Annotated in this window: 13 protein-coding genes; 3 read left to right on the forward strand and 10 right to left on the reverse strand. The window is 57.6% G+C overall.

Annotated elements, in window-relative coordinates:
- Positions 1 to 4: 4 nt before the first annotated feature.
- The 7 genes from ACN0XM_RS01180 to ACN0XM_RS01210 form a co-directional block, all read right to left on the reverse strand.
- Positions 5 to 1090: an extracellular solute-binding protein gene (locus ACN0XM_RS01180; protein ID WP_417565080.1), complete on the reverse strand. Its 1086-nt coding sequence runs from the start codon at positions 1088 to 1090 to the stop codon at positions 5 to 7.
- A 152-nt stretch (positions 1091 to 1242) separates the two neighbouring features.
- Entirely contained in the window at positions 1243 to 2283 is a 1041-nt protein-coding gene (locus tag ACN0XM_RS01185) for an extracellular solute-binding protein (RefSeq protein ID WP_417565081.1), read from the reverse strand.
- Positions 2280 to 3050, reverse strand: coding sequence for a spermidine/putrescine ABC transporter permease PotC (gene potC, locus ACN0XM_RS01190; protein ID WP_417565082.1), 771 nt, complete (start codon positions 3048 to 3050; stop codon positions 2280 to 2282). Before potC ends, ACN0XM_RS01185 begins: the two co-directional genes overlap by 4 nt.
- Positions 3047 to 3907, reverse strand: coding sequence for a spermidine/putrescine ABC transporter permease PotB (gene potB, locus ACN0XM_RS01195; RefSeq protein WP_417565083.1), 861 nt, complete (start codon positions 3905 to 3907; stop codon positions 3047 to 3049). The genes potC and potB overlap by 4 nt, the downstream gene beginning before the upstream one ends.
- On the reverse strand, positions 3900 to 5024 hold the full coding sequence (gene potA, locus ACN0XM_RS01200; protein ID WP_417565084.1) for a spermidine/putrescine ABC transporter ATP-binding protein PotA: 1125 nt from the start codon (positions 5022 to 5024) through the stop codon (positions 3900 to 3902). The genes potB and potA overlap by 8 nt, the downstream gene beginning before the upstream one ends.
- A 136-nt stretch (positions 5025 to 5160) precedes the next feature.
- On the reverse strand, positions 5161 to 6228 hold the full coding sequence (locus ACN0XM_RS01205; RefSeq protein ID WP_417565085.1) for a TRAP transporter substrate-binding protein: 1068 nt from the start codon (positions 6226 to 6228) through the stop codon (positions 5161 to 5163).
- A gap of 123 nt (positions 6229 to 6351) precedes the next feature.
- The gene (locus ACN0XM_RS01210; RefSeq protein ID WP_417565086.1) at positions 6352 to 8028 is read right to left on the reverse strand and encodes a methyl-accepting chemotaxis protein; all 1677 of its coding nucleotides are present in this window, start codon (positions 8026 to 8028) and stop codon (positions 6352 to 6354) included.
- Between the two features lie 223 nt (positions 8029 to 8251).
- On the opposite strand from ACN0XM_RS01210, the gene ACN0XM_RS01215 reads away from it, so the two are divergent.
- Both ACN0XM_RS01215 and ACN0XM_RS01220 read left to right on the forward strand, forming a co-directional pair.
- Positions 8252 to 9604, forward strand: coding sequence for a CHAD domain-containing protein (locus ACN0XM_RS01215; protein ID WP_417565087.1), 1353 nt, complete (start codon positions 8252 to 8254; stop codon positions 9602 to 9604).
- On the forward strand, positions 9588 to 9962 hold the full coding sequence (locus ACN0XM_RS01220; protein WP_417565088.1) for a thiol-disulfide oxidoreductase DCC family protein: 375 nt from the start codon (positions 9588 to 9590) through the stop codon (positions 9960 to 9962). Before ACN0XM_RS01215 ends, ACN0XM_RS01220 begins: the two co-directional genes overlap by 17 nt.
- On the opposite strand, the gene ACN0XM_RS01225 is transcribed toward ACN0XM_RS01220, so the two are convergent.
- Both ACN0XM_RS01225 and ACN0XM_RS01230 read right to left on the reverse strand, forming a co-directional pair.
- The gene (locus ACN0XM_RS01225; protein ID WP_417565089.1) at positions 9959 to 10972 is read right to left on the reverse strand and encodes a DUF2235 domain-containing protein; all 1014 of its coding nucleotides are present in this window, start codon (positions 10970 to 10972) and stop codon (positions 9959 to 9961) included. The two genes, ACN0XM_RS01220 and ACN0XM_RS01225, sit on opposite strands and share 4 nt — an antisense overlap.
- Positions 10973 to 11021: 49 nt before the next feature.
- Positions 11022 to 11231 carry a DUF3565 domain-containing protein gene (locus ACN0XM_RS01230; protein WP_417565090.1) on the reverse strand — a complete coding sequence of 70 codons (210 nt, stop codon included), beginning with the start codon at positions 11229 to 11231 and terminating at the stop codon, positions 11022 to 11024.
- A 136-nt stretch (positions 11232 to 11367) separates the two neighbouring features.
- On the opposite strand from ACN0XM_RS01230, the gene ACN0XM_RS01235 reads away from it, so the two are divergent.
- Complete coding sequence (locus tag ACN0XM_RS01235; protein WP_417565091.1) at positions 11368 to 11748, forward strand: rhodanese-like domain-containing protein; 381 nt, start codon at positions 11368 to 11370, stop codon at positions 11746 to 11748.
- 7 nt (positions 11749 to 11755) lie between these two features.
- On the opposite strand, the gene ACN0XM_RS01240 is transcribed toward ACN0XM_RS01235, so the two are convergent.
- Positions 11756 to 12214, reverse strand: coding sequence for a YchJ family protein (locus tag ACN0XM_RS01240; protein ID WP_417565092.1), 459 nt, complete (start codon positions 12212 to 12214; stop codon positions 11756 to 11758).
- Positions 12215 to 12243 lie beyond the last annotated feature (29 nt).

A 12243-nucleotide genomic window follows, 5' to 3' on the forward strand; every position in this document is an offset into this window, starting at 1 on the left:
GGGATCAGTTCGCAGCCTGAACGCGATCCAGCACCTGACCTTCCATGGTTTCCAGCCCCGGCGGAACCGGCGGATACCATTTGATATTGTTGATGGCAGCCTCATCAAAGCTGGCGCGGTAGGCATCGCGCAGGTCCGCCTTGACAAATTCATCGGCGCCTTTGGAAGCGGTGAAATTGCCGGAGGCGTTGGTAATCCGGGCGGCAATTTCCGGCTGCATCACGAAGTTGATCCACTTGTAGGCGGCCTCTTCGTTCTCGCTGCGGCGGGGAATGGCGAAGGTATCAATCCAGCCCAAGGCGCCAGATTCCGGAGCAACGAAGCGGATCTCGGGGTTCTCGGCATTGAGCTTCCAGCCGCCGGCATCCCAGGCCATGGCCGCGGTCACTTCACCGGTGCGCAGCAGCGCCAGCAACTGATCACCGCCGGTCCAGTAGGTCTTCACATTGCTCTTGCAGTCGATCAGCTTGTCTTGCACTTTCGCCATGATTGACTCGTATTCTTCCCGATTGTCGTAAGCCGCAAACGGATCCATGCCCATGGCAAAGGCGAAACCGATCAGGGTCGGTCGCTTGAGCCGGTAACTGACTTCCCCCGCCACGGCCGGGTCGCACAGGTCGGTGTAATCGGTCACCACATCGGCCACCGAGTTATGCACGATCAGGCCGCTGGTGCCCCAGACTGACGGCACGCCGTAATACTTGCCATCCAGCTCGGTGGAATCCTGGGTGGCTTTGACCATGGCCGGCTGCAACTGGTCGGTATCAATCCGGCTGAAATCGATGGGCTTGTAGATATTGAACTGGCGCTGCACGCCGACAATGCGGTCCTGGCTTGGCTGCGCCAGATCAAAACCGGCACCGCCGGTGGCACGCAGCTTGGAAATCATGTCTTCGTTGTTGGAAAGCGTCACCTGGACATCAATCCCGGTTTCTTCCTCAAACTGGGCAACCACATCATCCGGGGCATAGCCACCCCAGGTGATCAGCCGTAATTCTTCCGCCGCGGTGGCGTTGGCAAAACCGCCTGTGGCGAGAGTGGCAGACAACAGCACCGCGTGCTTCCGTGTCGAACGAGAGGACCTGGCCATAACGTTTCCTTATCTCATGGTAAGTTCAAAAGTTTGCTAACCATTTGTTATCAGGAAGTTATAGACCATGTATTGCAGTTTTGTGAAACCCGGAACAAAAAAACGGAGGCCTTGGCCTCCGTTTCACTGCAATCAATGCGGCTCAGTGCCGCTCACTGACCCGATTTCAGCATTTCCCAGTATTTGGCGTACACCTGCAAGGCTTCATCGCCAATGTCGGTCTGGAACTCGGCATTGATCATGTCCGTGGCTGTCGGGTAGCTGGCCCGGTTGTTCGCCACGTCGTCCGGCAACAGATCGCGCGCTGCCAGGTTCGGCGTCGCATAACCAATTTCCTCGCTGATCAGCGCGGAAATTTCCGGCTGCAAAACAAAGCTGATGAACTTGTGTGCCGCCTCCGGGTTCTTCGCGTTCTTCGGAATCACGAAGCTGTCCAGCCAGGCGATGATGCCTTCCTTCGGATAGACGTATTCCAGGCTGGGCATAACGTCCTTGCCCATCACCGCTTCGCCGTTCCAGATCATGCCCACGTCGGTTTCTCCTTCCAGATACGGCATGCGGGGCGCATCCGAGTTGAAGGTACGAACCGACGGCATCAGTTCAGACAGCTTTTCGTAGGCGGCCTCGATTTCTTCCGGATCGGTGCTGTTGCCGGAATAACCCAGAACCCGCAGGCCCACGTGGAACACTTCGCGCATGTCGTTGGTGAGCATCACCCGGCCCTCGAAGCGCTCGTCCCAGAGGTCTTCCCAGGCCATCACAGGCTCACCAGCAATATCCGCAGTATCAACTGCCAGACCCGTGGTGCCCCAGAGATAGGGAACGCTGTACTGGTTGTCCGGGTCGATATCCAGGTTGGTGAGTTCCGGATCCAGGTTATCGAAGCCCTCGATCTTGCTGCGGTCGATGGGCATCAGCAGATCTTCCTGACGCATCTTGCTGACGTAATACGTCGAGGGTACCGCCAGATCATAGGCAGCACTGTCGTCCAGCAATTTCAGCTTGGCATACATAGCTTCGTTGCTGTCGTAGGTGGTGTAAACCACCGGTATTCCGGTTTCCTCGGTGAATCGGTCAAGGACTTCCTGGGGCATGTATTCAGACCAATTATAGAGGTTGAGGACCTGCGGTTCCTCGGAACTGCAACCCGCCAATCCCAGTGCCAGCAAGCCGGCCAGTGCCAGTTTCTTCATCGTTTGCTCCTTATCAGAATCCATTGAGACAACATCAGCATAACCAGTGAAAACACCAGCAACAGTGTGCCCAGGGCATTTACCTCGGGTTTCAAGCCCACACGCACCATGGAGTAAATGCGCAGGGGCAGAATTTCATAACCGGGGCCGCTCACAAAGGTACTGACCACGACATCATCGAGGGACAGTGTAAACCCCAGCAGCCAGCCTGCCAGTAACGCCGGCATGATTACGGGAATCAGCACGGTGCGGGTCATGGTGAAATCGGAGGCACCGAGATCCCGGGCTGCCTCCGGCAGGCTTTCATCGAAACCACTCAGCCGGGCCATCACGGTAATCACCACAAAGGGCAGGCAAAAGGTAACGTGGGCCAGTAACAGGGATACGTAGCCCAGCTGCAACCCCACCAGCAAAAACAGCGCCAGCAGGGAAATCGCCAGTACGATCTCCGGCGACATCATCACTACAAAAAGCATGCCGTTCAGCAGTTTTTTACCCCGAAACCGGTAACGGTGCAGGGCCAGGGCCGTGAGCGCGCCAATCACCGTAGAGACGGTTGCCGCCGAAAGCGCCAGCCAGAGGGAATTCCACATGGCGCCAACCATCGCCCGGTTGTTGAATAGTGACTCATACCAGCGCAGGCCCAGCCCTCCCCAGGAATACCCGGTGCGGGATTCGTTAAACGAAAACACCACCAGCACCACGATGGGCACGTAGAGCAGAAGGTAAACCAGCATCAGGTAGACACGGGGTAGCCAGCGGGTCATGAGCCGCCCTCCTCACCCAGGCGCCGTTTGCTGAGGCGGTGAGCGAACATGAGAAAGGCCATGGTCAGGGTCAGAACAATGCTGGCGGCGGCGCCGAAGGGCCAGTTACGGGCATCAAGAAACTGGTTCTTGATGACATTGCCCACCAGCAGGTTTCGGGAGCCACCGAGAATGTCCGGCACGAAGAACAGCCCCATGGCCGGCAGTAACACCAGCATGACGCCGGCCAGAATGCCGGGCAAGGTAAGCGGCACAATCACGTGGATGAAGGTGGACAGTCGGCCCGCGCCCAGATCGTGGGATGCCAGCAGCAACTCCTGCCGGAGATCCTCGAACACCGAATACAGCGGCAGGATCATGAACGGCAGCAACAGGTACACAAGCCCGATGATCACAGCGCCTTCGGTGTAGAGCAACTGAAGCGGCTCATCAATAAGACCGATCGACATCAGCCCGCTGTTGAGCAAGCCGTTGGTGGCCAGAATCAGCTTGAGCGCATACGTCCGCACCAGGGAATTGGTCCAGAACGGCACAATCAGCAGGAAGATCAGCACCAGTTGCCGCGGCTTTCCGACCTTTGATAACGCCCACGCAAACGGATACCCGATCAGCAGGCACACCAGCGTGGTCATTGCGGCCATGTAGAGCGAATGCAGGAATACCTCAAGGTACAGCGGGTCGAACAGCTGACGGTAGGCATCCAGATTCAGCGGCAGAGACAGGAACGTGGCCGGATCCCGGGTCATCACGCTGGCGCCAACCACCAGGAGGTTGGGCACAAACACCAAGAAAAGAAGCCAGCCCCAGACCAGTATGAGAACCGCGGTTTTGAACGGCTGCTGCATAACGCTATGCATCGGCCGGGAATTCCTCTTGCGACGCTGCCGGAGCCGCTTCCTCCGGAAGCAGCCATTCCCAACCATCGACCCAGCTCACTTTCACCGGTTCGCCCAACCGATAATCGAAGGCAGGATCGTCTTCATCGAAGAACTCACTGGCGAGAACCTCGGTGCCGTCGCTCAGGTGAATCACGGAATCCAGGGTGCTGCCCTTGTAATTACGTTCAACGATCTTTCCGGCAACCCCATGTTCATCCGCCGGATCCAGCACGCGGATATCTTCCGGGCGCAGCAGCACCTGCAATGTCTGACCCTCACTGACCGGGAAATCCGGGCGGCGCAGAGTCCGTTTCAGGCCAAATACGTCCACGGTGATGGAGCCATCGTGGACCGCATCCACCGTGCCCGGGAAAAAATTGGTTTCACCCACGAAACGGGCGGTGAACAGGTTCGCCGGTCGCTCGTACACTTCCCGGGGAGTACCAAGCTGCTGCACCCGTCCATCCTTGAGCACGACTACCCGATCAGACATGGACAGCGCTTCTTCCTGGTCATGGGTGACGAACACGAAGGTGATACCCAGTTCCCGTTGCAAACGCTTAAGTTCTACCTGCATGGTACGGCGCAGCTTGTAATCCAGGGCCGAGAGCGGCTCATCCAGCAACAGCAGCCGCGGCCGTTTCACGACGGCCCGGGCAATGGCAACCCGCTGTTGCTGGCCACCGGAAAGCTGATGCGGCTTGCGCCGGGCAAAGTCCTGTAGCTGAACCATGGCGAGGACGTCCTTAACCCGCTGACGAATCTCGTCTTTCGGGCGCTTTTCCATTTTCAGGCCATAGGCCACGTTGTCGAACACCGACATATGGGGGAACAGGGCGTAGTGCTGGAATACGGTATTGAGTGGGCGATTCTCCGGCGCTGTGTGGGTAAGGTCCTGACCCGTCAAGGTAATAGTCCCCTGATCCGGATGCTCAAAGCCCGCCACCAGGCGCAGCAGAGTGGTTTTGCCACAGCCGGACGGCCCCAGAAGAGTAATGAACTCGCCGTCGAAGATCTCCAGATCCAGCCCGTCCAGAACGGTTTTGCCACTAAATTGCTTGGAGAGATTGCTCAGGGATAGCAGTGTCTGTTTCATCGGCGCTGCCCAAGGAATGAGCGGCCTATTTTTCCAGAAAGCGACACAAACAAAAAGGGGCGCCGGGGTAATCCGACCCCGGCGCCCCTTTTTTCAGTTGAGCGGCCTTTCAGCTGGCCACCACTGTGTTCAGGCTCTACTCAGCAACGGTGTTGAGGTAGGCTTTATCAGAGATGTTGGTCCACTGGCGAACCTGCTGGAGGTAATCGCGCTGGGAACTGATGATTTCCTTGGCCAGCGGATCTTTCTCTGCCGCTTCGGCCAACAGCTTGTTGGTGGCCGTGCGCAGGGCATCAATGACCTCCGGCGGGAAGGTCTTGTGGGTAACGTCCGGGTAATCTTCCTTCATGCGATCCCAGGCGATGCCACTTTCGTGGGTGCTCTGGATGTACATGTCATAGGCAGCGGTGCGCATCGCAATGCGCAGGATCTCCTGCAAATCTTTCGGCAGCTTGTCCCAGGACGCCTGATTGATCAGGAACTGCACTTCCGCGCCCGGCTCTTGCCAGCCCGAGTAGTAGTACTTGGCGATCTGGTGGAACCCCATCTGGAAATCCAGGGCCGGACCGACCCACTCCACTGCATCGATGGTGCCACGCTCCAGCGAACTGTAAAGTTCTCCCGGCGGAATGTTGGTTACCGCCACACCCAGCTCGGCCATCACCTCGCCAGCGAACCCCGGCGTGCGCATCTTCAGGCCTTTCAGATCTTCCAGCGATTTGATTTCATCACGGAACCAGCCACCCATCTGGTTACCGGTGTTTCCGCCCGGAAACGACATCAGGCCATAGGGCTCATAGACTTTCTGCATGAGCTCCATGCCGCCACCGTGGTAGAACCAGGCATACTGTTCCGGAGCAATCATGCCGAAGGGTACCGTGGTGAAATACATGGCGTTGGGAATGGTGCCCTTGTAGTAATAGGACGCCGTGTGGCCCATGTCATATTGGCCATTGCGCACCAGGTCGAAAATTCCGAAAGGTGCCTTGTGCTTGTTGGAGGGATCGATGCGGATTTGCAGTCGGCCATCCGACATGGTTTCCGCCATGTCTGCCATGTGCTGAACAGTCTCCCCCAGAATCGGCGAGTTTGGCCCCCAGGTTTGCGCAAGGCGCAAAGTGAAGTTTTCCTCGGCAACCGAGGATACGCTGAATACAGTCGCTGCGGCAGCGACGGCCGCAAGCAGTGTTTTCCGGATTGTCATTGTATTGGCTTCCGTTATTGTTGGTATGAAAACAGGTATTTCTGCTACTCGTCCATCATAGCCTGCTCACAGTGTTCCGCCAATCAGCGCAGTCGCCCGTCAGCGGAAGACCGTGAGCCGATATCAGACCTTGAACTGCCCGACCAGCTCCCGAAGGCTCTCGCCCAGGCGCGCCAGTTCGTGGCTGGCCTCGTTGGTCTGGGTCACGCCGGTATCGCTGCGCTGTGCCGCATCCACAATCCGGACCACATTCTGGTTGATCTCTTCGGCGACCTGGCTCTGCTGCTCAGACGCGGTCGCAATCTGGGTAACCTGGTCGTGGATCTGCCCAACAGAGGCCTCGATCGTTTTCAGGGCGTCGGTTGCGTGGTTGATCCGCTCCACTGTCTCGCTCGAGCGCCTTCGTGATTTGTTCATGCGCTCAACCGCTGCCTTGGACTCCGTTACAAAACCGTCAATCATCCCGCGTATCTGGTCGGCAGATTCGGCACTGCGCTTGGCCAGCTGACGTACTTCATCAGCCACCACCGAGAAGCCACGACCATGCTCACCCGCCCGGGCGGCCTCGATCGCTGCGTTCAGAGCCAGCAGGTTGGTCTGCTCGGTCACAGCGTGAATCACATCCAACACCTGCTGGATATCGTCAGATTTTTCGGCAAGTGCATCAATGCTCTTCGCCGTGTCCTGAATTTCTTCCGACAATTGATTGACCGCACCCTGGGCGCTGCTGATGGTCTCACCGCCTTCCCGGGCCATACGGTCCGCGTCTGACGCTGCACTCTCAACCTCGTTGGCATTGCCGGAGATCTGTTGAATGGTGGCGGCCATTTCATTGATGGCCGAAGCAATCTGATCCGTCTCCGAGCCCTGCTCCTGCACCGATGCCCGGGTTTCATTCGCCACCCGGCTCAGCTCTTCCGCCGCCGAGGCCACCTGATCGGTAGTGGCGCCCACTTCCCGCATGGTGTTCTGGATCTTGATCACAAAGGCATTGAACCGTCGGCCCAGCTCAGCCAGCTCATCCTTGCCCTCATCCGGCAGCCGCTGGCGCAGATCACCCTCGCCATCGGCAATTTCCTGCATCATGTTGCTGACAGTCTTCAGCGGCAAGGTAACCGTACGGCCAACGAAGACACCGATGATCAACGAGATCACCACAACCACCGCCGTGACCAGCAGAATGAAACCCAGGGTCGCCGACATACCCGCCTCAATTTCCTGCCGGGCAGCCGCCACTTCCCGCTCGATATCCGTGATGTAAACGCCGGCACCGATCATCCAGTCCCAATCCGGAATAATGGTGGAGTAGGACATCTTCGGCTCTTCGTTGCCGGAGGCTGGGTTCATCCACTCATAACCGTAAAAACCGTCATCCTCTGCGGCGTCAAACAGAGAACCCACCAGTCGCTTCAGCGTTGGGTTACTGGTCGGCCCCTCCTTGGACGGGTCCGGAGCATAGGCCAGGTTGTACACATCACGGGTGTAGGCAAACACATAATTGGTTTTATCGAAGCGGATTGAACGTAGGCGAGCCGCAGCCGCCTCTTTCGCTTCCTCTTCGCTCAGCGAAGGGTCGTTCTTGGCTTCCAGGACCACCGCTTTGGCGGCATCAATCATGTTCTGAAGCCCGGCCTTCCGGGCCTCCAGAAGGCTGCTCTCGAGACGCTTGAGCTCCTCTTCGCCGTTTTCCTGAATCTGTTTTGCGGTGATCCACGCCAGGGTGGCCGCCGTAATCAGTACTGGCACGAGTACGGCAACCAGTAAGCGCGTTCGTATTGTTAACTGACTCAAAAATTTCATGTTGCCCACTCCCGGGGGTTGTTCTTGTGGCGAATTATCCACAGACCTTACAGCCAGATCTGTTCCAGTTTGTTAAGACAGGTGTCAGGGGCTCCTGGCACAGCTCCCGTTTCCATGACTAAACTGCTATTCGCAATAGTATTTTCAGGTGCGTAAGGTATCGGCAGTAACCTGGATGTCTTGAGGAACTCTAAGACTAAAGAACCGCTACGAAGGTAGGCCAATGAAGCACCTGTTCCTTGTACGCCATGCCAAGTCCAGCTGGGCCGACGAGGGACTCCGTGACCGGGATCGCCCGCTGAATGCCCGGGGTGAAAGCCAGCTTGCACCGCTGGCTAAAGCGCTGCGATTTGCCGGCGCCTTCGACGGCAAGATAGCCAGTAGCAGCGCCGCGCGGGCCCTGGCCACACTGGACGGCGTGTTACCCAACTATGTCCCACCAGAACGCTGCCACACCCTCAGCGACCTCTACACCTTCGACTACCGGCGCTTGCTCTGCTGGTTGCAACAACAGGATAATGAATCGAAAATTATGCTCGTAGGGCATAACCCAGCCCTACTGGAACTGGCCCAGTGGCTGCTGGAACATCCGCCCGAGCAGTTACCCACTGCGAGCTTTATCCACATCCGGCTACCGATCAAACACTGGCACCAACTTGACCGCGGCAAAGGCAAGCTCGTGGCCTTGCTGACCCCGCAGGACTTCAGCTACGCCCATTTCTCACGGAAGCTGAAAAAGAAAGCCAACACCTCTGGTGACGATCCCGGAAAAGACATACCCACCGCACTGCATCACCAGTTGAAACGCCTTAGGCAGCTGGAACAGGGGGTCATTCTGGGCCTGGATGACGAATTCCTGCACCAATACCGCATTGCCATTCGCCGCAGCAGGGCCGTCGCCGAATCGGTTCAGGAAGTGACCGGCGACAAGGCCCTGGCGAAAACCGTCAAAATCCTGAAACGCCACGCCAACGCCACCGGGCCGTTAAGAGACCTGCATGTTTTCCTGCAGGACCTGCCGGGACTGTGCGGCGACAACCGTGACATTCAGGTGGCCCTGCAGGTCTGGTTCGAGCGGGAAGCCGCCAGCAAACACAACAAACTGGTCAAGCGCCTGGGCAGCAAGCGCTACCACGACAGCATGGACCACTGGCGAAACCTGATTGACTCCCGGAAGTTCCACAAACTGGCCGGACTGCTCAGCCCCAAAGACATCCAAAAGTCCGTGAAGCGTCGTATCGAAGAGTTCAACAGGCGCACCGCGGAGCTGATGCACACCTCGCCGGATGAAGACATCCACCGTTTGCGCAAGCTGCTCAAACGCATTCGGTACCTAATGGAACTGGATGCGAAGACCTGGAAAAACGACCTGAAAACCCTGAAGGCGCGGCAGCTGCTCTATGGCCGTTTTCAGGACGTTCATGTGCAAATTGAGCTGCTGCGGCATTTTCAGCGAGCGGCACCGGAGGTTGTTCCGGCGGCGATCGCCGGCATCATGCAAACCCTGGAAGATCGCAAAGCGGATGCCCGAAAGCAGATTCTGGCCCTTGGAGGACTTGATGGAGCCCCGGTATGACACCCTTTTTTACGACGGACAATGCCCACTCTGTGCCAGGGAGATCCGCACCCTGCGCAAACTCCAGCGCGGCAACCTGATTTTCGCTGATATCCACGAACAACGTGATGGCAGCACCAGCCTCCCCAGCCACGAAGCCCTGCTCAGGCGGCTGCACATGATGACCTGGTCCGGAGAATGGGTGATCGGCCTGCCAGCCAACGCTCGCGCCTGGTCACACACGCCCTTCGGCTTTCTGTTCAAGCCCCTGCTTTGGCCAGGCATCTACCGGATTGCCTCACGAATTTATGGATCCTGGGCAGACAAGCGCTATGAACACAAATACGCGTGCGCCACAGGTAATAACAAGGCCGCCTAGCCGGCAAACCCAATTTGCTTAAGATTCGGCGGCCGATAATCCGGGTCCAACCGCCAGCGCTCGGCAACCGACGGATGAATCTCAGTCGGGACGTTGTCCGGTTTCAGGTTGCGTACCAGGGGCGTCGAAAACCGGAAAATATGGCGGCGTGAATTGTGCAAACTGGCCCTGGCACTGGGATTGATACCAGCGGGCAGGTGTTCCTCAATATCCAGTCCCGCATTCCTGGCCTGCTGTACCATCCATTCCAGGGCGCTGTCTGACGCGAGTAGCCCCTGGTCATCCGCCGGGTAACCGCCACCGATGTCACTGTGGGAACCGGAAAACCACAGCTGTTCCAGGTCCAGCCCGTCCCGGGGCTCCCAGAGGGTTGGCTCAAAATCCTCCCGGCGCTCATCAATGGCCAGGGCATGGCGGGCAATCCGCACGTTGCTTCCCAGTTTGGTGTCGTAGAACTCATCCTTGCGATCAAACAGGCCCATCAGCGAAAACGGCACGCCAAGGGCGCCCACGGTATCCCAGGCACCCACGAACCGGATCTCCTGGGACTCATGGCTGTGTGCATTGCGGAATTCCACGGATTTGGCACCGGACGGTTTCCAGGCATCGCCAGCTTTCTTGTAATGATCAAACGCCTGATGGATGAGCCGCGCATCGGGCCGTTTGAGAATACCGCAGTTGTTAATCAGCCCGCACAGGGAGCGAACCGTATAAGCACCGCGACTGAAGCCGAACAGGTAGATGTCTGTGCCGGGAGTGAAGTTCTGAACAATATAACGGTAGGCATCCATGATGTTCTTGTGAATCCCCTGCCCGGTAACCCCGCCAATCACGGCGTTGTAATAGGACCCAATGCCCCAGTCATAGAAGACATGCTGGGGCTGGCCATCGGCCGCCAGCGGGCGAATCGCCCTGGCCATTCTCAGGACATTGGTGGGTACATCTTTCTGAAGATCTTCTTCGGGGCGGTTCCATGTGCCATCGGCACAGATAACGAGGCGCTTCACCATGGCAGACTCCTTTGCCAGTAACGCGATCAGTATTTGAACACATTATAGCTCAGGGCCGATCATCCGGCGGCGCGCCCTCCTCACATTTCCGGCAATTGAGCTCAAAACCGAGCATCGACGCCCGGCCTTCTGCCGTTGTCACCCAAGGGCGGTTCACCCAGGGCGGCGTATGGCGCACATGCTGATTGTGGCCGCACGCCAGCTGGGCGACCCAGTGGTTTTCTTCGTCTTTGTGGTAGCCAGTGATCGGTTGTCTCATAGATCCCAGTTTAGAACCGGAATTCCGGCCCTGCCGAAAGTGTCAGTAATATCGATTGTGGTGTCAGCTCAGATGCGGAAAAGCACGAAATATCTTAACCTCGGTAAATTACCACCGACACACCAGGAGCACTGCCATGAAAACAGCCCACGACCTCGTAGAAGCTGCAAAGCAAGAAATTCAGGAAGTTCCGCTTGAGCAGGCAGACGATGCCATCAAAAAGGCGGATCTGCTGCTGGATGTGCGCGATGCCGATGAGTACCGGGCCGGGCATATTCCCGGGGCAGTGAACATTTCCCGGGGGCTGCTGGAGTTCAAATTCACCAATGATCCTGCATTTGAAAGCCGGGATCTCAATATCGTGTGTTATTGCAAGACATCCGGCCGGGCGGCTCTCAGCGCGAAAGCCCTGAAGGAAATGGGCTATATGCACGTGCAGTCCATTGCCGGTGGTTTTGATGCCTGGCAGGAAGCGGGAAAACCGGTGGCCAAGCCGGAATTTCCATCCTTCGAATGACAGTCAATTAAAGGCAACAGGCCTTGTATTTTTTCCCGCTACCGCAGGGGCAAGGTTCGTTGCGGCCGGGCTTCAGCTGGCCCTCGATGGTGTCGCCACGCAGGTAATACCAGCGACCGTCTTCCTGAGCAAACTCGGAGTTTTCTTCGAGAAACCCCCAGCCGCTACCGAGGCGGTAAATCGCCCTGAAGTGGACAGTTCCCTTGTTGCCGGATTGGTCGCTGTTCAGGATCTGCAGTGAGGCCCAGTCCGGCGAATCTTCGAGTGTCAGCGTCTCTGGCCGGGTGCTTTGGTGCCAGGTCGCCCGGAGATAATCGGGCAGATTCAGCGCGAAGGCGGCATACCGGGAGCGCATCAGGGCTTCCGGAGAAGTCGCTGCATCACCCTGATGAAGGGGCTGGCAACATGTGCTGTAGGGTTTTCCGCGCTCGCAGGGGCAGATGGTGTTTTCAGGCTGTTGTGTCATTGGGCGTCAGAATTTTCGGCTATGCTGGG

It is taken from the genome of Marinobacter sp., assembly GCF_048269445.1.
Taxonomy (GTDB): domain Bacteria; phylum Pseudomonadota; class Gammaproteobacteria; order Pseudomonadales; family Oleiphilaceae; genus Marinobacter.

Excerpts from the sequence above, each read along its gene's own strand:
- ACN0XM_RS01180 (WP_417565080.1), bottom strand. The coding sequence starts at position 1,090 with ATGGCCAGGTCCTCTCGTTCGACACGGAAGCACGCGGTGCTGTTGTCT.
- ACN0XM_RS01185 (WP_417565081.1), bottom strand. The coding sequence starts at position 2,283 with ATGAAGAAACTGGCACTGGCCGGCTTGCTGGCACTGGGATTGGCGGGT.
- potC (WP_417565082.1), bottom strand. The coding sequence starts at position 3,050 with ATGACCCGCTGGCTACCCCGTGTCTACCTGATGCTGGTTTACCTTCTG.
- potB (WP_417565083.1), bottom strand. The coding sequence starts at position 3,907 with ATGCATAGCGTTATGCAGCAGCCGTTCAAAACCGCGGTTCTCATACTG.
- potA (WP_417565084.1), bottom strand. The coding sequence starts at position 5,024 with ATGAAACAGACACTGCTATCCCTGAGCAATCTCTCCAAGCAATTTAGT.
- ACN0XM_RS01205 (WP_417565085.1), bottom strand. The coding sequence starts at position 6,228 with ATGACAATCCGGAAAACACTGCTTGCGGCCGTCGCTGCCGCAGCGACT.
- ACN0XM_RS01210 (WP_417565086.1), bottom strand. The coding sequence starts at position 8,028 with ATGAAATTTTTGAGTCAGTTAACAATACGAACGCGCTTACTGGTTGCC.
- ACN0XM_RS01215 (WP_417565087.1), top strand. The coding sequence starts at position 8,252 with ATGAAGCACCTGTTCCTTGTACGCCATGCCAAGTCCAGCTGGGCCGAC.
- ACN0XM_RS01220 (WP_417565088.1), top strand. The coding sequence starts at position 9,588 with ATGGAGCCCCGGTATGACACCCTTTTTTACGACGGACAATGCCCACTC.
- ACN0XM_RS01225 (WP_417565089.1), bottom strand. The coding sequence starts at position 10,972 with ATGGTGAAGCGCCTCGTTATCTGTGCCGATGGCACATGGAACCGCCCC.
- ACN0XM_RS01230 (WP_417565090.1), bottom strand. The coding sequence starts at position 11,231 with ATGAGACAACCGATCACTGGCTACCACAAAGACGAAGAAAACCACTGG.
- ACN0XM_RS01235 (WP_417565091.1), top strand. The coding sequence starts at position 11,368 with ATGAAAACAGCCCACGACCTCGTAGAAGCTGCAAAGCAAGAAATTCAG.
- ACN0XM_RS01240 (WP_417565092.1), bottom strand. The coding sequence starts at position 12,214 with ATGACACAACAGCCTGAAAACACCATCTGCCCCTGCGAGCGCGGAAAA.